18 protein-coding genes are annotated in these 22538 nt (G+C 39.0%); 2 read left to right on the forward strand and 16 right to left on the reverse strand.

Annotated features, from left to right (window positions below):
* Positions 1-121 precede the first annotated feature (121 nt).
* The 3 genes from VEIS1202513_RS06985 to nifJ form a co-directional block, all read right to left on the reverse strand.
* A complete protein-coding gene (locus VEIS1202513_RS06985; protein ID WP_213467164.1) occupies positions 122-1150 on the reverse strand; it encodes a helix-turn-helix transcriptional regulator in 1029 nt (342 codons plus the stop codon).
* 349 nt (positions 1151-1499) lie between these two features.
* The gene (locus VEIS1202513_RS06990) at positions 1500-3116 is read right to left on the reverse strand and encodes a methyltransferase regulatory domain-containing protein (RefSeq protein ID WP_213467165.1); all 1617 of its coding nucleotides are present in this window, start codon (positions 3114-3116) and stop codon (positions 1500-1502) included.
* A 271-nt stretch (positions 3117-3387) separates the two neighbouring features.
* A complete protein-coding gene (gene nifJ, locus VEIS1202513_RS06995) occupies positions 3388-6924 on the reverse strand; it encodes a pyruvate:ferredoxin (flavodoxin) oxidoreductase (protein WP_156718891.1) in 3537 nt (1178 codons plus the stop codon).
* Positions 6925-7309: 385 nt separating this feature from the next.
* Here nifJ and VEIS1202513_RS07000 point away from each other — a divergent pair, with 385 nt between their 5' ends.
* Positions 7310-8233, forward strand: coding sequence for a LysR family transcriptional regulator (locus tag VEIS1202513_RS07000; protein ID WP_024065776.1), 924 nt, complete (start codon positions 7310-7312; stop codon positions 8231-8233).
* On the forward strand, positions 8233-8652 hold the full coding sequence (locus tag VEIS1202513_RS07005) for a hypothetical protein (protein WP_060924520.1): 420 nt from the start codon (positions 8233-8235) through the stop codon (positions 8650-8652). Before VEIS1202513_RS07000 ends, VEIS1202513_RS07005 begins: the two co-directional genes overlap by 1 nt.
* Positions 8653-8719: 67 nt before the next feature.
* On the opposite strand, the gene VEIS1202513_RS07010 is transcribed toward VEIS1202513_RS07005, so the two are convergent.
* The 13 genes from VEIS1202513_RS07010 to pyk form a co-directional block, all read right to left on the reverse strand.
* Positions 8720-9616, reverse strand: a complete 897-nt coding sequence (locus VEIS1202513_RS07010) for a hypothetical protein (RefSeq protein WP_213467166.1) — start codon at positions 9614-9616, stop codon at positions 8720-8722.
* 158 nt (positions 9617-9774) lie between these two features.
* Positions 9775-11088 (reverse strand): MFS transporter, encoded by a 1314-nt coding sequence (locus VEIS1202513_RS07015; protein ID WP_213467167.1) that lies wholly within the window; start codon positions 11086-11088, stop codon positions 9775-9777.
* Between the two features lie 241 nt (positions 11089-11329).
* Positions 11330-11686 (reverse strand): cupin domain-containing protein, encoded by a 357-nt coding sequence (locus VEIS1202513_RS07020; RefSeq protein WP_058948382.1) that lies wholly within the window; start codon positions 11684-11686, stop codon positions 11330-11332.
* Between the two features lie 28 nt (positions 11687-11714).
* Complete coding sequence (locus VEIS1202513_RS07025) at positions 11715-12590, reverse strand: DUF4261 domain-containing protein (RefSeq protein ID WP_213467168.1); 876 nt, start codon at positions 12588-12590, stop codon at positions 11715-11717.
* Between the two features lie 21 nt (positions 12591-12611).
* Entirely contained in the window at positions 12612-13607 is a 996-nt protein-coding gene (locus VEIS1202513_RS07030) for a hypothetical protein (RefSeq protein ID WP_213467169.1), read from the reverse strand.
* A complete protein-coding gene (locus VEIS1202513_RS07035; protein WP_213467170.1) occupies positions 13570-14112 on the reverse strand; it encodes a hypothetical protein in 543 nt (180 codons plus the stop codon). Before VEIS1202513_RS07035 ends, VEIS1202513_RS07030 begins: the two co-directional genes overlap by 38 nt.
* A gap of 248 nt (positions 14113-14360) precedes the next feature.
* Positions 14361-15908 (reverse strand): citrate lyase subunit alpha, encoded by a 1548-nt coding sequence (citF, locus tag VEIS1202513_RS07040; protein WP_213467171.1) that lies wholly within the window; start codon positions 15906-15908, stop codon positions 14361-14363.
* Positions 15898-16863: an HpcH/HpaI aldolase/citrate lyase family protein gene (locus VEIS1202513_RS07045; protein ID WP_004695279.1), complete on the reverse strand. Its 966-nt coding sequence runs from the start codon at positions 16861-16863 to the stop codon at positions 15898-15900. The genes citF and VEIS1202513_RS07045 overlap by 11 nt, the downstream gene beginning before the upstream one ends.
* Positions 16863-17132 carry a citrate lyase acyl carrier protein gene (gene citD / locus VEIS1202513_RS07050; RefSeq protein ID WP_005385629.1) on the reverse strand — a complete coding sequence of 90 codons (270 nt, stop codon included), beginning with the start codon at positions 17130-17132 and terminating at the stop codon, positions 16863-16865. The genes VEIS1202513_RS07045 and citD overlap by 1 nt, the downstream gene beginning before the upstream one ends.
* 105 nt (positions 17133-17237) lie before the next feature.
* Positions 17238-18659, reverse strand: coding sequence for a DASS family sodium-coupled anion symporter (locus VEIS1202513_RS07055; RefSeq protein WP_213467172.1), 1422 nt, complete (start codon positions 18657-18659; stop codon positions 17238-17240).
* Positions 18660-19054: 395 nt separating this feature from the next.
* Complete coding sequence (locus VEIS1202513_RS07060; RefSeq protein WP_213467173.1) at positions 19055-19966, reverse strand: LysR family transcriptional regulator; 912 nt, start codon at positions 19964-19966, stop codon at positions 19055-19057.
* A gap of 11 nt (positions 19967-19977) precedes the next feature.
* Positions 19978-20721 carry a Bax inhibitor-1/YccA family protein gene (locus tag VEIS1202513_RS07065; RefSeq protein ID WP_213467174.1) on the reverse strand — a complete coding sequence of 248 codons (744 nt, stop codon included), beginning with the start codon at positions 20719-20721 and terminating at the stop codon, positions 19978-19980.
* A 37-nt stretch (positions 20722-20758) separates the two neighbouring features.
* A complete protein-coding gene (gene pyk, locus VEIS1202513_RS07070; protein WP_213467175.1) occupies positions 20759-22507 on the reverse strand; it encodes a pyruvate kinase in 1749 nt (582 codons plus the stop codon).
* Between the last annotated feature and the right edge of the window lie 31 nt (positions 22508-22538).

Below are 22538 nucleotides of genomic sequence, written 5' to 3' on the forward strand. Positions count from 1 at the left end.
AAAAAAGATTAAACCCTTATAACACTAGTAAATATCTAGTGTTATAAGGGTTTTTACACACACTTTTTGTCCTATAAGCCAAAAAAGAGCTAGTTGATTCAACGATCAACTAGCTCTTTTATTATGAGTATTGTGCTAAGCCTTCCTTAATAGCTTCTTTCACTTCTGCTACCAAGGATGCTGGTGAAAGTACTTTCACACTTTGCATATATTGAAGTGCCCAATACTTAAAGGCATCATGATTTACACGTACACGGCATACAACATCATCAGATGTGACGTTGGTGAATTCCACATTGCCATCGAACCAATCTAAAATTTGGTTTACAATAGACCGCTTTGCCTTAAAACTTACGGTAATGGATTCACCGCCAAACATGTAAATATGTTCTTTTACATATTGTGATACATTAAAGGTGCGTTGCTGATTATAGCCCTTTATCTCCCGTAAAGGTTTTCTGCGTTCGCTCAGCACCGTAATGTGTGCAATTCGATCGACACGCAATGTAGACATGTCATCATAATTTTCATGGTTCCCAACTAGGTAATAGTGTCCCCGATTCATAACTAGTTGGAATGGATTGAATACATACTTTCGCTCCTTATTATCTGGACCGAGATTGATATGTAATCGTTTATCCACGTCAGGTTGGCAATAAGCCAAGGAAATTTTTCTCCCCTTTTGTATTGCTTCCTCTATGAGATCAATGTTAAGGAATAAGTCCTGACTTCTATGAAGGTAACCCGTAGCACTTTCAATATCAATACCATGGGGCTTGAAATGAGAGCTACCCAATTTAGCAACACGACTAATTAAATCCTTACGTTGAGATGCGGTAATATGACGAGACGCCAAAATACCGTCAATTAATAATCTCAATTCCGAATCTTCAAAGGTATGAATCATATAAAAATCAGTACGGCGAATAGTACCATCTGCTCCTACGGCAGACTCTTCACATTGAATACCAAAATCACCAGATTCATATAAATCATTTAAATGACGGCCTAAGGTCTTCCGATCGACGGATACCTCGTACCGCTCGGCTAATATACTGCGAATCTCCTCTTGAGATAAAGTATGATTAGCATCCGTTTCACTTTTCAGGATTTCTAGTATATATACTAGAACGGCCTTCTTAGATGCCATAAAAGACTCCTTTTACAAATAATACAATAAAAACAACATTGTAACTAATACAATTTATAATATCATCCACAACACATCGGATGATGTTCACAAAAATACCCATACATAGTATACCACACTTTTCATATATGGTTCATTTATTTCTCATTAATTTTATCGATTTACTATACTTTTTTGGCAATATTAAATAACTAAATGTAATAATTATTAAAAAAGATTAAATTAAATTATATAAAACAAAAACCCATTACTACTTAATACACATAAATGTTATAAGTGTAATGGGTTTTACATTCATTCTGAAGATTATATGAATCACTAAAATATTATCTTAGAAATTTTAAAAGAATTACGAAAGACCATTGTTTTTCTTACTTCTAATAAAGCCTAATTGCTCCATACGCTTCGTCAATTCATTATAGAATGCTTCCGCCATGGCATTTTGGTGTTTACCAGTTTGGGCCTTATCAGCGCTAAAGAGAGAATCTTTAATCTTCTTAATCATCGTAGACTTGGCTTTAGGCTTATTCAATAATTCCATGAACAATAAATCTTCTTCAGAAATATCACCAATAGCGTCATTAAACATATTTGCACCATAAATATATTCACTACCACCATCAGCAATAGCTTTTACAAAGTTTGTAAAACGAGCTGGTACATAGGATAAGCCCTCCATATATTCCTGTTTATCAGGGAATGTTTTATAGAATCGAATACCACCGCGTACCATATGTTCAACGATAGCTTTATATAAACTACATACAGCTGGTTCTAAGTCATCTTCAGATGCATTAGCAGTATCATGAGCAGCTTTTAAAATGGCAAGGGCTTCGATCATATTGAAAGTGCCACCATCTTTAATGAGAGCTTTGAATGTATCTCGTACAAGCTCATTTTCAAACATTTCTAATGCTTCTTCATCAAAGAGGATTTGGAATACAAAACTATTTATGATAGACCGTACAGGTACTGTATTCACCTTATCTGGATTAGCTACATCATAGCTAATATCCTTTGCAGCACTTTCTTTGCAAATAATAGACTTGCGGAATGTTGTATCAAGCATAAAGTCTAAATATTGTTCTTGATCCGCTTGGCTATTAGGAGCCAATTTTTCAAGTTTATCGGCGATGCTATCATCATAGGTACGAACCATGGATAATGTTAAATCTGCATCACACACATATGTAAGATTGTGAGCTTTTAAATGATCATTAAATTGATAGAAGTAACATGGATCATTATGAGGTTCTAAATGGTCATGACCTACATAATAATCATCCTTTTGCATAACGGAACGCAAGGCACCTAAGAATTTACTATTACGCTCTTTAAGGTTATCATAATTAAGAATTTGAGCACCTACTAGACTACCTACAGTTTTACCGCGTAATACCTTTTCCTTATGAGTCAACTCATCATAACCACGATTAGCAAATAGCATAAGTTGACGAACCTCTTCCATCGTATGCCAACCTGGATATGTATTATAGGATACATATGCAATGCCATTATCAGCCAAATGATGGGATATAATATCAAGCAACTTATCCTTCATTTCATCGCTAATCCAAGAGTAAAAACCATGAGCAATAATGTAATCAAAGTTTCCTAAGGATTCATCAAAGTTCAAAATATCCCCTTGCAATAGAGATACATTATCTAATTTGGCATCACTAATAATTTTGTTGCCCTTCTCTACTTGATCTTGGGAAAGCTCAATACCTACAAATGTTGCTTCTGGATTATGCACAGCTTGAGAAATAATATTTCCCCCATACGTAGCACCTAATTCAAGTACACGTGCTGTTTTAGCCGTTGGTGGCTTAAGACCTACAAGTGTACCATATGCTTCCAAATAGGCAGGTGTAGTAAAAGGAAATGGATAGGATTTATAGCCTAACTCTTTATATATTGTTTGTTGCATATCATCTGTTGCGATCTGTTGATTATCCTTAGCCATAAGCACCTCTATATTTACTATTAAAGTTATCAAATCATATGTCAGTACAATATACCTAATAGTATATGCACAACTATTTAATATTATACCAAATTCCTAGTATATTACCTATTGTAAAAGCATTAGTAATTCAGGAACTACCTATTCAAGAAATGGCCATATTATTTTAAGATACAGTCAAATATACTCATAATATAATAAATATATTATATACAAAAGAGGCACCCTCGAAAGGGTGCCTCTTATTAGTTCTTAGTCGTTAAATAACGAATTATTTTACGTCTTCGAAACCTTTTTGTAAGCGAACGTAGCTTAAGCGACGATCTTTAGCGTCTTGTTCAGTTTTAGCGAACAATTCTTCTGCAACATCTGGAGCTGCTTTAGCCAAGGAAGCGTAACGAACTTCACCTTTAAGGAAGTCTTGGAAGTTTTCAGTTGGTTCTTTGGAATCCAAGGAGAATGGATTTTTACCTTCTTCTTTAAGTTGAGGATTGTATCTGTAAAGATCCCAGTAACCAGCTGCAACTGCTTTACGTTGTTCTTCTTGAGCTTTACCCATACCAGCTTTGATACCATGGTTGATACATGGGCTGTAAGCGATGATCAAGGAAGGACCTGGATATGCTTCAGCTTCTGCAACAGCTTTCATCAATTGGTTTTTATCTGCACCCATAGCTACTTGTGCTACGTATACATAACCATAAGACATAGCCATCATGCCAAGGTCTTTTTTCTTAGTACGTTTACCAGAAGCTGCGAATTGAGCAACTGCTGCGATATTAGTGGATTTGGAAGCTTGACCACCAGTGTTGGAGTATACTTCAGTATCGAATACGAAGATGTTGATGTCTTCGCCAGAAGCTAATACATGGTCAACACCGCCGAAGCCGATATCGTATGCCCAGCCGTCACCACCGAAGATCCAGTGGGAACGTTTGATCAAGAATTGTTTTTTCTCAAGAATTTCTTTCAATTCTGGAGTTGTAGCACCTTCAGCTTCGATAGCTGCTACTAAACGTTCGGAACGTTGACGAGTTGCTGCACCAAGGTTAGCAAATTCAATCCATTGTTCCAAAGCTTCTTTCAATTCGCCTGTAGCAGTTTCTACAGCTTTAGCAGCTAATTCTACTAATTGTTGACGAATTTTCTTAACGCCGATGTACATACCATAACCATACTCAGCATTATCTTCGAACAAGGAGTTTGCCCAAGAAGGACCTTGACCTTGTTGGTTAGTTGTGTATGGAGATGCAGGCATGGAAGCACCCCAGATGGAGGAACAACCAGTTGCATTGGCAATCATCATGCGGTCGCCGAACAATTGAGTTAACAATTTAGCGTAAGGAGTTTCACCACAACCTGCGCAAGCACCGGAGAACTCGAACAATGGTTGTTCGAATTGGGAACCTTTAACAGTTTCCTTCTTCATAGGGTTTTCTTTTACAGGAAGGTTAACACCGTAGTTCCATGCTTCAGCTTGTTCGATTTCGGAATCGATGGAAGTCATTACGATAGCTTTGCCTTTAGGAGCTGGACAGATATCAACACAGTTACCGCAACCCAAGCAATCTAATGGGGATACTGCGATACGGAATTGAAGGTCTTTAGCGCCCAATGCAGGGATTGTATCGAAATGTTCTGGAGCTGCAGCCACTTCTGCTTCAGTTGCCAAGATTGGACGAATTGTAGCATGTGGACATACGAAGGAACATTGGTTACATTGAATACAGTTTTCTGGTAACCATTTTGGAACGAACAATGCAGGACCGCGTTTTTCGAATTTAGCAGTACCAGCAGGTAATGTACCATCTTCGTAACCAGCAAATGTGGATACAGGAAGATCATAACCAGCTTGTGCATTGATTGGTTGTGCAATGTTTTGAACGAAGGATGGGCAAGATTCGCAACCAGGTTTAACTGCGTGGCCGCCTTCATCAACAGCGTTTTTCCAGTCAGCAGGAACATCTACTTTTACCAAAGCGTTAACACCTTGATCGATAGCAGCGTTGTTCATGTCAACGATATTTTGACCTTTTTTACCGTAAGAAGTTACTACGGATTCTTTAAGGTATTTAACAGCGTCATCTACAGGGATGATTTCAGTCAATTTGAAGAATGCAGCTTGAGTTACCATGTTGATACGACCGCCCAAACCGATTTCGGAAGCGATTTTCGCAGCATTGATGATGTAGAAGTTCAATTCTTTTTCTGCGATTTGACGACGTAATTTAGCAGGTAAATGTTCGTTCAATTCTTCAGGAGACCAAGTACAGTTCAACAAGAATGTACCGCCTTTTTTGATACCGCGAATCAAGTCGTATTCATGTACGTAAGATTGACGGTGACATGCTACGAATTGAGGTTCAGTTACCAAGTATGGCAAGTTGATTGGGTTTTTACCAAAACGAAGGTGAGACATTGTTACGCCACCAGATTTTTTGGAGTCGTAATCGAAGTATGCTTGAGCATACATGTCAGTGTGGTCACCGATGATTTTGATAGCGGATTTATTCGCACCTACAGTACCGTCAGAACCGAAGCCCCAGAATTTACATTCAGTCAAACCAGGAGTTTCAACTTCTACACCTTCAGCACGATCCAAGGACAAGAATGTAACATCATCATTGATACCCAATGTGAAGAATTTCTTGCCGTTTTCAGCAGCCAAGTTATCGAATACAGATACGATGTCTGCAGGGATAACGTCTTTGGAGCTCAAACCATAACGGCCAGCGATAACTTTTACGTTACGGCCACCGTCGATTACAGCAGCTTGTACGTCCAAGAACAATGGTTCAGCCAAAGCGCCTGGTTCTTTAGTACGGTCAAGAACTGCAATGCGTTCTACTGTTTGAGGAAGAGCTTTCAACAAACGATCTGTTGCGAATGGACGGAACAAGTGAACGTTGATGAAACCAACTTTACGGCCCAATTTGTTTAAGTAGTCAACAGTGGATTGAACTACTTGAGCGGAGGAACCCATAGTTACGATTACATCAGTTGCATCAGGAGCACCATGGTAGTTGAACAATTGGTAGTTAGTACCAGCCAATTTGTTAACTTCGTTCATGTAATGTTCTACAACGTCAGGAACGTTCAAGTAGAATTTGTTGGATGCTTCGCGATGTTGGAAGTAAACGTCAGGGTTTTCTGCAGTACCACGAGTTACAGGAGCATCTGGGTTCAAAGCATTTTTACGGAAAGCTTTAACAGCGTCCATGTCTACTAATGGTTTCAAATCTTCATAGTCCCAGATTTCAATTTTTTGAATTTCATGGGATGTACGGAAACCGTCGAAGAAGTTGATGAATGGTACACGAGTTTTAATAGCTGTCAAGTGAGCTACAGCGGACAAGTCCATTACTTCTTGTACGGAGGATTCAGCAAGCATAGCGCAGCCAGCTGCACGAGCAGCCATTACGTCTTGATGGTCACCGAAGATAGCCAAAGCGTGTGCAGCCAATGCACGAGCAGCTACTTGGAATACACCTGGAAGTAATTCGCCTGCTACTTTGTATAAGTTAGGAAGCATCAATAACAAACCTTGGGAAGATGTGAAAGTTGTTGTTAATGCACCAGCTTGTAAAGAACCGTGAGTTGCGGCAGCAGCACCTGCTTCAGATTGCATTTCTACAACTTGAACAGTGTTGCCGAAGATGTTTTTACGACCAGACGCAGCCCATTCATCAATGTGTTCTGGCATTGGGGAAGATGGAGTGATTGGGTAAATCGCAGCAACTTCTGTAAAACCATAAGAAACGTGAGCAGCCGCTTGGTTGCCGTCCATAGTTTTAAATTTACGACTCATGTGATTATTGCCTCCTTAAGCATTTAGCAAAAATAGAACACTTGCTTAATCTATCATTATGTTTAGGAATAACAACCATTACAAACTTGCGCACATGAAAAAATAATGCAATAATATATATGTTATATATAATATGGCATTATGTGTGAACATACTTTTGTATTGGGCACAACCATAATTCCTAATATCATAACTTGATATAGCCCTATATGCTCATTATAACGTGCTGGGCCCTATCAACGCAACACATACAGTGACTGTCGCTTTGCCAATATTGCTATCCATGCTTTACATAAAGTAATAGCTAATTGCGTTATAGTAATAACTATTCTCATTTAGTATAGGTCACTTCCTATAACCATATTTTATTTTTAGGGGGTTAATTATGGATTTTCATCATTTGAAATACTTCGTTGAAGTAGCTGATCAAAAAAGCTTTAGTAAAGCTGCGCGGAATTTGCACATCTCCCAATCCGCTATCAGCCGTACTATTAAAGCTTTAGAAGACGAACTTGGTGTTGTTCTCTTCATGCGTAATGCTAAATCTGTAGAACTTACTGATGGGGGTACCATCTTCTTAACCCACGCAAAACGCGTAGTATTCATGTTTGAACATCTAAAAACTGATTTTGAAAACGAGTTTCGTTTGGAGCAAGGTTCCATTAGAATTGGTATTCCACCAATTACCGATGCACCTATCTTCGCTCAGCTTTTAGGGGAGTTCAAAAAAGTATATCCACAAATTGAATTAGAACTTTATGAACAAGGTTCTAAAAAAGTTGAGATTAGTGTTCAAGAAGGCTTGATTGATATTGGTATCATTTGTACGAAACCAAATCCAAAAGAATTTGAGTCCTTCTACCTCACTAGTGATCCGCTTTCCGTTATCGTTCCAATATCTAGCCCTCTTGCGAAAGAAAAAGAGATTCGTTTAGAAATGTTAGCTGACGAGTCTTTCGTATTACACAAAGATGACTTTAATTTGCATGACGAAATCATCAAAGCTTGTAAACATACAGGTTTTCAACCTCATATCGTATTTGAAACAAGCCAACGTGATCTTATGTTGCAAACAGTTAGTGCAGACCTTGCCATCGCATTGTTACCATCTCGTCTCTGCCCTGAGGCAGGTGAAAATACAGAGGTTGGTTCCAAGGTCGTTGTACGTCCACTTGTACCAGAAATTATTCATACACTTTATGTTATTTGGAAAAAAGGTCATTACCTCTCCCACGCTTCTCGCTTGTGGTTAGACTTTGTAAATTCCAAATTACCATTACCTGGATTACAACTCGAGGATCGTCAATAATGAATAAACCATCTGGGCTCGCATCTAAATTGCGGGCCCTTTTGAAAGCTAAAGAAACACCCATGTGGGGCGTTATCATCGTGCTGGTCATTGTTATAATCTTCCAGCAAATACAAATTTCAGAACTACAATGGCGTGTCGATGAAGACCACGATGGTTCTTCCGTTGATAGTGTAGCTGGTCGCCTTTACATCCTAGAAGGGATGGCTAATAAACATAGCGACCAACTGGATGGTATCTTTAAAGACATTCGTCAATTACAAAACGACGGTGCCAAGTACGACTGGGAACTGAAACAACTACAATGGTTGCACCCAGAGCTTAAAGTACAACCGCCAGAAGCTAACCCTTCCCCATTCAAATCGACGGATTTAAACCTCGATATGAATCCTGGAAAAGTACCGGATGTAAAAAAATAAATAAAAGCCAGATACAATACATACTAAAAAGTATTTACCTTGTATCTGGCTTTTTGTTATATCCGTCTTAATTCGTTTGAACTACTGTAATAGCTTTTATCTTTTTATCAAGGGGAATGTGCTTATATAACCTAAAATTTTTATTATAGGATTTTTCCCATTCACTCACAACCGAATAGTGCCTATGATGGAAATTACCTTCATCATCTATATAGAGGAAGAGATCTTTTTGAGCCATGACGCCAAAGCCCATGGCATCCAAAGTGTATCCCTTATGAACACCATCATTTGTATTTAAATAATCTCGTAACTCTGCCTCACGAGATGTATCAACCCATCCTAATTCCAATACTCTACTAACCAAGGTATCTTCAGCAGCCTTATATGCTTTATTTGCAGCTATAAGTCCCTTATCTGGAAAACCTTGAACATCCTCTTGATATCCAAAGGCTGTCACAACTATAAGTTTTCCCGTTCCATACTGATTCTCATAAGAAATAATCGGATCTGCTACTGTAATAATTTTCTCTACAAATGGATTCCATAAGACAGAATCAATATAATGCTCTTGTGTTTTATACTCTACAATATATTTACTTTCACCTACCGCATCAGTAGTCGATTTGATTTTAATGGTACCCTCGTCATGAGTAAGGATATTAGAATCTACGTAATATGCTGATACATAATAACCGCCTAATATAGGCTTCAATTGACTCTGCAACTTATCTATCGTCTTACGTTGTTCTATATCACTAATATATTTAGCGCGCCCTAAATTCTTAACAGCTGATTCCCATGAATCATAAGGACCTGAAACTTTAACAATATCACGATTATATACAGCCAATCGCTCAAAGTCAGTTCTCTCTTCACCAGTCGGATCATGTAATGATATCGCATTTACAGATACGCCTATTGTGAAAGTTGTTAATACGGTTGTTAATAATAACGTTCTATACATAGTATCCTCTCTCTTTTTACTGTAGGTTATATTACTCTTATTATACATAAAACAATATATTTACTAAAAGAAAAAAGCTATATCTCTATGTAATCGCCATAAAGCAGAAATACTAGAGATATAACTCTTCTAATTTTGTTATTATGTTTCAATAATATTTAATCGTCTTTGTGTTCCATAGATTTAGGCAATGTCAAAATCAATAGAGCTGCAAGGAACATACAAGCCCCCATTACATAGTAACCATAAGTAAAGCTGCCTGTATGACCATTGATGAAACCAAGCATGTAAGGACCTACCCAGCCCCCCATGTTACCAGAGGAGTTAATAAGGCCCATCGCCCCTGCCGCAGCAGCACCAGATAAGAAGGTTGTTGGCATTGTCCACCATACACCCATGCCACCGTAAACGCCTACAGCAGTTAAGCAGATAAAGAATAAACTAATTTCTGGGGATGGACTATGTGGTGTTGCTAAGAAACCAATAGTACCAATGAACAATGTAGTAGCAACATGCCAACGTTTTTCATTACGCTTTTCAGAGGAGTAACCACAATATACTTGTACAAGTAATGCAGCAGACATTGGAATCGCAATAGACCATGCTACAACACTTGGTGGCCAACCGGATAAGCTTTTAAGCACTTGAGGCATCCAGAAGCTAAAGCCCCAGAAGCCAATAACCCATAAGAAGTAAATTAACGCTAAACGTAATACTTTTGGATCTTTTAAAGCTTGCCATGTGGTATATTTCTTTACAGCTTGCTTTTGTTGCTCTTCTTTTTCAAGTTCAGCCTTGATATACGCTTTTTCTGCATCAGTTACCCAAGATGCATGATCTGGACGTTCTTTCATCCAGAATGCGAAAATGAACGCAAAAATTACAGCAGGAATGGCTTCAACGATAAAGAGTGTGCGCCAACCATGCAAACCAAAGAATGTTGTATCTAGCAAGATACCTGCCAATGGACCACCAATGATGTTAGAGAACAATAAAGATGTTAACATCAAGGAGATCGCTTTCGCACGTTCCTTTGGCAAGAACCAATTCGGTATCAGTAACGAATAAATTACAGGATATAAAGAGGCTTCACATAGACCGAGTAAGAATCGATAAATATAAAACTCCAACTCTGTAGTCATCGTCGTCATAAGAATACATACGAGACCCCAACTAAACATGATACGAGCCACCCAATGCATAGCGTTACAGCGAGCAGCTATTAAGGATGCTGGCACTTCAAATAAAACGTAGCCAATAAAGAAAATACCGGCCCCCATACCGAATACCTCTGGCGTTAACCATGGTAAATTCTCTTTCATGGTCAAGCCTGCATAGGCAATATTAACACGGTCTAAGAAGGCAATGATGGAAACAATAAATAAAGGTAAGACTACGTGTAGCATACGCCGCTTTGTAAAGTCTTTGAAATCGATGGCCCCACTTTGAGGCTCTGGTGTAGATGAGTTCATATAATTCCTTTCTACTACTTAAGATATTACATACCTTACTATCTTAAGAAAACAAAAGTCCTCTGTCAATGGAATTATATAGAATATAGAAATAACAAATAGGAATAGTAACACCAAAATAATAGCCTTTAAAAATAGAAAAAGGATATTTGCTAGGAATGACTGTATAAAACAAAAAGCACTTTATAGTATAAATATATCTCTATCACAAGATAAGAAAATACTATAAAGTGCTTTCATATTAATTTGTACTAACAGGATCATAATCAGCAGGCACAGGAGCAACGATACTTACAAAGATAACATCTTCTGTCCCAGTATTTTTTGCGCCATGACATTCACCCTTTTTAGATACTATAACTTGTCCCTTTGTAAAAGGCACCTCTGTATCAGGCGTTGGATAAAATACCCCCTTACCTTGCAATATAACCCATATATCATCAGAGTTATGATGGTAATGCTTTGGTAAGGTTTGCCCAGGTTTAATAACCCATACTGAACCACCTGTGGAATCAGTTTGATAAAATGGAGTCCTAACAGCTTTCTCCAAACTTTCAACTTTCACAAGTTCCATGTCAAAAATACGTTGATTACTCATAATGCTCACACCTTTCATCGATTAACAACTAACGAGTACCCGATGCATATTCTCCCATATTAATATCTATAACAGTTCGAACAGGTTGAATTAAGGAGTCCTCATACTGAACCGCCCATTTGATATCTGGACTCAAATCTCCATTTTCTAAGCCTGCAATCGTTTGCCCATCATCAATAGGATTATCGTGCTCAAAGATATAGTACAACACACGATACGCATGATTTACGATCTCATCGGGGTTCATACCATGAAAATGGTACTGCAAATCAGGGTAGAATAAGGTACTCATACCTAACGTATCAACCATCATGTCATCTGTGCCTTGAATGCTAAAATATCGCACATTTACAGCATAATAAATAAAACGTGTTACCTCTTTATCTGGATGATTTTCAATGGTTTCACGACTTAATAACTTTCGAGCTGGCCCAAAGACAACAGCCTTGCAGGATGGATATAACTCTAATAGTGCATCTACATATTTCACGAGCATATCAGCTCGTTCTTTAGGCTCTAAACCAGACGCTAACATATCGGTAGCAAATACTCTATATTGGCACTCATCTAGCAACTCGTCTACATTTGGACAATCCCACACCTGGCTACGTTCAAAATCATCGAGTACAGGTTTATCGATTTTCTCACAATTCGTCACCATTAAAGTCGGTGGAACATCAGCATCATTATCCTCATAATGAACCTTATAATTCTGAGGCGCAAAACCAGCAGATTCAGTGCCATAACTAAAGCAATCAATAGTTCCTAAATGCTTTGTGAATACCTCTACCATTGTATCTCGATTAGGCATATCACACTGCTCCGGCATTAATAACTCAACGAAAAACAAACCGCCAGGACGAACTGAATTATCTGTTAAATCCTGTTTAAATACTTGGCTCATATGCTCTCTCCTAATTTTCAACTATTTTTCTGATGAGTGTATTAGTTTATACCATTTTACAATACCCTCAGGGATTAAACAACTATTTCCCTCTATTTTTTCTTTTGCCCAACTATAAAGTTCATCCGGAGAAATACTATGTATATTATCTATATGAGTATCACCTTGAACCTTACCTTCAGATGTAAATAAGTATACTTCTTTATTCGGATGGTCTTTAATCAGCTCTATATAATCATTAATATTTAATTCTTTATTTCCTTTTTTCACTTGAGGATATGCTAATTTACCATTAATTGGATTAACTAACACACATTCATATAATTCAGTAGCTATCTTATTTGTAGATGGAATTGCGATATAATTTGCCTTATCGTATAAATATAAACAAACTAAATCCTCACAATCATTTGGAGATAAACAATCATAAAACAATTGTTGTAAAAACTCTCTATTTGAATGCTCTAATACTAATGGTTTTCCCCCAAATGCATATTCAGCATATTCAAACATATAGTCTTTATTTATACGTTGTATAGTTCGCCCTCGAATAAAGGCTGTTGCGACTGCTCCTGGCACCTGGCTTTCATCACCAATCCGTTCCCACTTAACTCCTGTAATTTGATTAGCTGCATCAAAATCTAATGCATCCTTGTCACAATTATACATAAAATTAGAGTTTTCGTTTACACGCCCTAGATAATAAATACCATTATCACGCATCCAAATATAGTCCCCTGGCTTCACTCGTTTTATAGTTTCTACAGCAACTATCTTCTTACCAGGTTTAATATTGAATAAATTATACTCTTCAAGAACCTTATAATAAATATCTTTAGATTGAATACTAGCTCTGATAGATTGAATTTTATCAAAAGCTTCTGCATTATACTCTTTTATTTGATCATCATTGATACTCCACCCTACAGCTGCAATAGATTCTTCTTTACAATAAGTAGATATTTTTTTACCATCTTTACTATCTGTTTTTGTTTGTAATCTCCATACATTCCCCATTTGACACTCCTTTAAATTTCACATAATACACATCTTTCACTTTATAGTATATCGGATGTTTATAAGTACTACAACTACGTAACCAACGTTTTAATAATAATAAAAAGTCTACATTTTTACAGCAGGTTAGAGTTATCTCTATATGCTGTGGCATCACGTTTATATAATCCAAGCATAAGGATTTATATTCAGGTTCAAATCGTTTCATACTTTCTAATGTTTGTAAAAATTGCGCATATAAATAATCAATACTTTCAGAACGATTACCAAGTTTACAACTCCCCATATCAAATAGATTGCGATAAGAAATATCTCCAGGCAACACAGCCATCCAGTCTAAGGCATACTCTGATACACCAAAAACTGTATTTTCAGGATTAGGTCCATCTAAATCATCCTGTAACCAAGCTGATATTATTTGATACATAGTTAGTTCGCCTACATCACTATAAAATTCACCTAACCCCTCCAGGTCAATCTCTAACTTAGCAATACAACGGTACATAGAAACTACCTCCTAAAGATCTCCAATCTTCTTATAGTAAAAGTATAACTATATCCATGTACTATTTTTGCCACATCAGATTTTGTGAATATTTTTTTAGCTAGTACCAAAGCATTATATAAACATCAAAAGACCCTATCCATGAGTCCAAGGACAATGGATAGGGTCTTTATATTATCTAATCAGCATAGGATGATAAGCCGATGGCGGAACTGTTCCGGATTCCCCGGACTTTCAGCACTACTCAATTATAGAGGTTTACGAACCACGTCGATAATAGAGCCATCGCGGTATTCTACGATTGCTACGATATCTTCGTCTTTGTCAGACACAGGGATATCTTGTGGTTTACCAACTAAGTCGAATGCTAATTGTTGTAATTCTTCAATTGTGAAGATAGGCAAGTTGCTATCTTTGAAGCGTTCAATCAAATCAGTACGAGCTGGGTTGATTGCGATACCGTATTCAGTAACAAGTACGTCAACGGAAGAGCCTGGTGTAATTACAGTTGCTACTTTGTCACGGATCATTGGCAAGCGACCACGGATCAATGGGCAAGTAATAACTGTGCATTTAGCACCTGCTGCTGTATCGGAGTGACCGCCAGAAGCGCCCATCAATACACCGTTGGAGTCAGTCATTACGTTTACGTTGAAATCAAGGTCGATTTCAGTAGCACCAAGGAATACTACGTCTAGGTAGTTTGTAGTGCAGTCTGTCCATGGGTTAGCGTACATAGAAGCAGACATTTCAATGTGTGCAGGGTTTTTATCTAAAGATGCTGCTGCAGTTGTATCGAAAGTTTGAGTATCGTAAATTGCACGGATCAAACCTTCTTCAAGCATACCAGTCAAGATACCAGTAGCACCACCGATAGCGAAGCCACCTACTTCACCGCGTTTGCGAAGTTTTTCAGCGATGAATTTCGCCACAGTCAATGGAGCACCACCAGCGCCCAATTGGAATACGAAACCATCTTTAATAATGCCAGCTTGGTCAAGGAATTCACCAGCTAATTCAGCAATTTTAATTTGGATAGGGTTTTTAGTGAAACCTACCGCACCAGAAGCGATACCTTCTGGATCACCAATGCTTTCAACCTCAACAACATAATCTACGTCAGTTTGAGGGATTGCATAGTTGTGTACATAGTCAACCAAGTTATCTGTGATAATAACAGTTGTATCTGCATAGTGGGAGTCAACTTTAGCATAGCCAAGCGCACCACATGCGGATTTACCCATACGACCAGTAGCATTACCACGTGGGTCAGCTGTAGGAGCAGCCATAAAAGCTACGTCGATATGAACTTCGCCAGATTCGATAGCACGAGCACGGCCACCGTGGGAACGAATCACTACAGGGCGTTTCAATACGCCTGGGTTTTGAGTCAAGAATTTACCAAGACGATCGCGCAAGCCAGATGTTTCAATAGCTGTTACAGTACCATCTTGAATCATTTCTACCAAGAATTCATGGCATGGGGACAAGGAAGAAGACGCAATTGTAATGTCTTTAATGCCTTTTGCTTGAACTCGTTCCATAACCATTTTCATTACATAGTCGCCATTGCGCAAGTGATGATGGAAGGACAATGTCATGCCATCTTTTACGCCAGCTTTTTCGATTGCTTCATCAATAGAAGCAAGTACTTTATTAGTACCAACACGACTCATGTGTACAGGTTTACCTGCGCGATGAGCTTTAGGTTCAATAGCGAATTCACCTTGATATACTTCGCGACCTTCTAGTGCTGGGATATTTGTTGGGATATCGCGACCTACTTTATTTAACATCGTATTCTGCTCCTTCCTCTAATTCAACTTTAATGCCTGCTGCACGTGCTTTATCAACTACGCGTTGTGCACGAACTACGATAGGACCATCGATCATTTTACCATCTACGGAGATTACGCCTTTATTGTTGCGCAATGCATCTGCATAGCTGTTCAATACCTTAACGGAATGAGCGATTTCTTTTTCGTCAGGAGTGAATACTTCGTGGATAATTTTGATTTGGCTTGGGTGGATACAAGATTTGCCATCATAGCCCAAAGCTTTAATGAATTCAACTTCTTCGCGGAAGCCTTGTGGGTCTTTCACGTCGGAGAATACAGTATCGATTACGCGGATACCTGCTTCACGCGCCGCATGAAGGATTGTTTGACGAGCGAACAACAATTCAACAGCTGGTTTATGTTTACCTGTGCGAAGGTCTGCACGATAGTCTTCAGCGCCAAGAGCGATAGCAACTACGCGAGGACCATGGCAGATTTCACGAACATTATATAAGCCGCGGACGGATTCAATAGCCACGATAATGTTGATTGTACCTTCCGGCCAACCGTTAGCTTTTTCCACTTCTTCAATCTTCTTCGCTACGATTTCAACTTCAGAAACATCTTCAGTTTTAGGTAAACGAATCATATCAGGTTTAGCTGGAACGATTACATCAAGATCGTCATAGCCATAAGGAGTTTGTGTAGGATGGTTGATACGTACAACTGTTTCTGCACGGAATTTACGGGATTTCAATGCTTCTGCAGTTAAAAGACGAGCTGTATCTTTTTCTGTAATAGGCACGGAATCTTCGATGTCGATCATGATGGAGTCAGCACCGTGAATGTCAGCACTGTTAATCATTTTAGGTGTATTACCAGGTACGAACATCATGGAACGAGACAAGCGTTTTTTAGCAGCCTCTGTTAATGGATTTGTTTTAACTTCTGGGAATGTTTTATCGTTAGCCATTATGCTTTGCTCCCCCTTTCCAATGCGCCTAATACGCGAGCTTTAATTGTGTAATCCCAAGCATTTTTATCTTGTACAATTACTTTTACGCCATCAAAACCAGCTTCTTTCACTGTGTTCAAGATAACGGATTTAATTTGGTCGCCGTATTGACGGATAACTTTGGATGTTAATTCGATTTCGATACCGCTAGCAATCGGTTCAACCGTTACTAATGCATCATTTTTTTCGTCGAAGCCAGCTTGTGCAGCTTTTACTAATTGTGCCATGTTGCATCCTTTCACTAAAAATATATCAAATGGCAAAGACCAGACGTGTCGCGAATGTCTGGTCCGTGCCGCTAAAACAATGTTGATTATAAAACTATATGGTGATTAAATCATACCGATGAAAGTCCACCAAGGGATACCTACTACGAAGAGTAGAACCCAACTTAATACTGCTAAGATTGCACCAGCAGTCCACCAATCTTTCAAGTTATTGTAACCTGCAGAGTAAATGATTGGACCTGGAGATGCACCGTAGTGAGTTACAAGACCACCAAACGCATTTGTTGCAAGCAATACTAAACCAAACATAACAGGGTTAACACCAGCTGCCATACCTACAGTTAAGAATACTGGAAGCATAGATGCAATATATGCAGTACTGGAAGCAAATAAGTAACGAATTACAACACTAATAGCAGAAAGAATTAAAACAACTACGAGTGGAGATACATCGAGTGCCAAGTTTGCTTGCATAAATGCTGCAAGCCAAGCAAAGAATTTAGCTTTTGTTAAAGCAGTGGATAAACCAAGGATAGCACCGAACCAGATGAATGTGTTCCAAACAGCTTTAGTTTGAACCATGTCATCCCAAGTGATGATACCAGAAAAGAACACAATAGTCATAGCAACTAATGCTACTGCTGTAGGACTCAAATCAAAAGCAATAGCTGGGAAAAAATATCCAATAGAAGGCCATGCCCAACCAAGAAGAGCAAGAATGAATACAACAGCCAAGATTTTTTCAGACATTTTCATAGGTCCTAATTTGGCAAGGCCATCAGCAGCCAATTTCTTATTGTCAATTTTTACTGCTTCAGGGCGATCGATCCAATAACCAACAAGTGGTACAAAAATCAACATAATAAGACCAGGTAAGGCCAATGCTAATGCCCATTCAACCCAGTTCATGTTAAGACCAGTGATTTTAGTAACAAAGTCCAAAGCCAACACGTTTGGAGCCATAGCTGTTAAGAACATGAAGGATGTAATTTTTGTTACGAAATAGCCATTCATCAAGATGAAGGAACCACCGCGTTTAGCAGTATCGCCAGGATAGGAACCGATAGATTCAGCGATGGATAAGTTAATTGGATATACGATACCAGCCGCACGTGCTGTGTTAGAAGGTGTAGCTGGAGATAATACTAAATCAAGAAGTGCTGTTACATAACCAAGACGTAATACAGTAGAACCGAATGCGTTAATCAAATGGTATGCAACGCGGTGACCAAGACCAGTTTTACCAAACGCAACGCTCAAGGAGAATGCAGCGATGATCATCCACAATGCAGTGGAGCCATAACCTACCAAGATATCTTTTGCATTGTCTAAGAATAATGCAGATGCAGATAATACAGCTAATAAAATAATTTGAATTGGGTATGGTTTTAAAATCAAACCTACGATACCTGCAATGTAGAAGCCTAAAAGGCGCCACGCCGTATCAGTGAGCCCATCTGGTGGAGTTGTAAACCAGAGGACAACAGGGATTAGCACAATAAGTGCTAGTTTTAAGAATTTTTCCATGTTTCTTCCTTTCTTAAAAACATAGGCATGTAATCATCCTAACACTACCCCAGAAATTCGTGATACGCGACTATCAGCTATTGAACTCTAGGAGTTTTTGTCTACACTCATTATATATGCTTAAAAGAATTATGAATAATAGATTACCTTTATAGGGGTTATAAAAACTTTTATACCTACCATTCATACTTTTTATGCATTTTGAGTATAGATCTGCAGCCCAAAATGAAAAAAATGCATGTATACGTCCCCAAAGGGGGTATACATGCACTTACATGGTCCTGCCTGGCTCTTTCGAGACACCTTTATTATGACTTATTATATCGAAAAAGTCTAATACTGAAATAGCATGGATAGACGTTTGCAAAGCCTTATATAGACTCGATTTGTATAATCTATCCTTTATATTCTCTAAAAATACTATTATCTACGACAGTATGTTTTTTATAGTAATCCCGAACATACTCGATAAAGGTCTTAACTACTACAAGATTTTCTGCATCCTTTGTGTACACCATGTTGGTATCACGAGTAATATATGTGCCATCTTTGCTACGCAATGGACTTACATAGATATCTCTATCCTTGCAAGATCCAAGGCCCATATAGGTCAGAATCGACCAACCGAGCCCTGCGCGCACAAAGTGGCGACATGTACTCATTGAGTTTACATCCATGGCAACACTAGGTGGTTCTTCAAAATGTTCTGCACACCAAGTTTCGATAATATTAGCTACCGATGCATCAGTCTGATACTTGATAAATGGTACCTTCTCAAGGGATTCAGGTGGTACTAATTCTTTGTAAACCAAGCAGTATGGTTCCTCTAATAGTAGCTCAGACTTACCAGACACATCATAACCGCCACGGGCGAATCCTACCATACAGTCCCCAGAATTAAACATTTTTACTACTTGATGGCTGAAAGCAGTTTTAACTTGAATATGCACATCCGGATATTGCTCCCGAAATGATTTCAGTAAAGCTGGTAGTTCATAGTCTGCAAAGTTGATGGATGATGCGATTTTTAAGGTCCCTTGAATCTTACCAGAAGCGGAATTCATAGCATTTTCTAAGGCTTCTTGATCTTGCATCATTCTTTTACAGTAGTCATAAAAAATTTCACCTTGTGCCGTAAGAGCAATCCCTTCAGCAGTTCGCAACAACAGAGAATGGCCCAAGGCTTTTTCCATATGGCGCAACCGATAGCTTAGAGCCGGTTGTGATAAAAATAACTTTTCAGCAGCCCTTGTAATATTCCCTTCATCCACAACGGTTACAAAGGTTTGCCATTCTCTATTATCCATACAATCTCCTTTTATCGCTTATTACCAAAGATGCGCAATAAGGATAAGAATAAGTTAATGAAATCTAAGTATAGGCTCAAAGCACCTGTGATTTCAATGCGGTCTAAAATGGTTTCATCCTCCAAGAGCGCTACTTGTGTCACATTGTTTTTAATGCGGTTCACATCGATAGCTGTAAAGATGGAGAATACTACAACCCCTACATAACCTAGAACTAAGCTAACAGTGTCACTAAAGCCACTAAGTACAGCCCAGTTAAAATAACGAGCCCCTATCATCACAAAAGATACGATAATCATACCAAGTAAGGCAGCCATTACATATGGTGTTAGGGATGACAAATTACGTTTCGTAGTAGCCCCTACCACGGCAAAGCCAATGAAGAACGCTAACGTGCCGATTAACGCTGGAATAACTACTTCAAATACATTATATCGCAACGATATCAAGGTCAATGTAAGGCCATTCAATGCACTATAGAGGAAGAACATGCCTTTTAAAGTCATAACATTGGCCGTATACGCACGCGCGCTAAATAGGAATACTACGCCTAGTTCAACTAATAGAATAATATTAAAGTTTTCGTATGCAAAGCGTAGCCAGTTTGGATTTGCCAACGCAGCCACTCCAACACCGATAGTCGTAAGTAAACCTACAACCATCCACAAGAAGGATCCCTTCAAACGTTGGGATACAATACTTTCAACCTGAGCAACTTGAGAATTACTAGGTCCTGTTACATTATATGGATTCATACTATCCCTCCTTATATTTAATTATCTTTTACTAAAACTATCGAGCATTAGCAATGCCAGCAAACACCTTACCGCGTTCGCCATCGATTGTTACCTCTTGACCTTCAAGGAGTACGTCATGAGCGTTTTTAGCACCTAAGATTACAGGAATGCCATAGGTAATGCCTGCAATAGCACTGTCAGAGGTATAACCGTCTTCAACAGCGATAATGCCACCTGCACGTTTTGCAATAGCCATCAATTCAGGTTCCATTGTGCCCACCACAAGGATGTCGCCATCTTTGAAGCTTTCATAATTGCCCTTATGATTAGCAGCAATGAATACAGTGCCTGTAACGGATTTACGCAAAATACCATTGCCAGATAAGAGTACTTGCCCCGCAATATGAACGCGAATCATATTTGTAGTCCCTGTCGCACCAGATGGTACGCCAGCCGTTACCACAACTAAGTCACCAGACTCAATGGCACCTGTGCCAAGAGCACCTGTAATCGCTTGTTTAACCATTTCATCAGAGTTAACGATTTCATGACCTTTAATAGCCTCTACGCCCCAGCATAATTGCATGCGGCGAATTGTTTCTTCATGCGGTGTTACAGCAATAATTTTGCAAGCCGGACGATGCCGAGCAGTGCTAATTGCAGTATGACCAGATTCAGTACATGTCAAAATAGCAGCTGCCCCAAGGTTTTGAGCGATGCGCACGCTTGCTAAACATACAGCACTGGTAGTCGTCATATCCACATCTTGACGAGCACGACTTTTACTATCGTAAATAGCAGCTTGTTCTGTTACCTCAGCAATACGTGTCATAGTCTTAACCGCCTCTACTGGGTAAGCTCCATTTGCGGTTTCACCAGACAACATGATCGCATCCGTACCATCTAAGATGGCATTGGCTACGTCACTTGCTTCAGCCCGTGTAGGACGTGGATTTTGAATCATGGACTCTAGCATTTGGGTTGCCGTAATAACTGGTTTTCCTAAGTCATTACATTTTTCGATCATCATTTTTTGAAGTACTGGTACCTCTTCTGCAGGGATTTCTACACCGAGGTCACCGCGAGCAACCATGAGGCCGTCTGCTACTTCCAAAATTTCATCGATGTTTTTAACGCCTTCAGCATTTTCAATTTTTGCAATAATCTTGATATCTTTTTGTTCGGATTCAAGAATACGACGGATGGCTACGATATCTTTACCGCGTTGCATAAAGGATGCTGCTACAAAGTCCACACCTTGTTGACAGCCAAAGCGTAAGTCCGCTTCATCCTGTTCAGATACAGGTGGCAAGCTAAGTGCTACGCCTGGTACAGCTACGCGTTTACGGTTACCGATTTCACCACTGTTTTGAACGGTAGTAATGATGTTATTCCCTTCGATGGCATCGATGTTAAGTGTTACAAGACCATCAGCCAAGAGGATTTTATCCCCAACGGACACGTCGCCTACAAGACCTTTGTGGTTCACAGAGCTAAGCTCTTTTGTGCCTTCCACATCATCGGTAGTCAATGTAAACTTTTGACCTGCCTCAAGGAATACCTTCCCCTCTTTAAATAGGCCAAGACGAACCTCAGGACCTTTTGTATCGAGCAATAATGCGATTGGTTTATTAACAATCATCGCCGCATCGCGCACCATTTGCATACGCTCTGCTTGCTCTTCGTGAGATCCATGAGAGAAATTGAAACGAGCCACGTTCATGCCCGCTCGCATCATATCTTCTAAAATACCAAATTTATCCGTTCCCGGACCTACAGTACATACGATTTTTGTACGTTTCATCTTTCCTCCTATGAAAGCAATTTCTATATTG

The sequence above is a fragment of the Veillonella orientalis genome (genome assembly GCF_018406505.1).
Lineage (GTDB): Bacteria > Bacillota > Negativicutes > Veillonellales > Veillonellaceae > Veillonella > Veillonella nakazawae.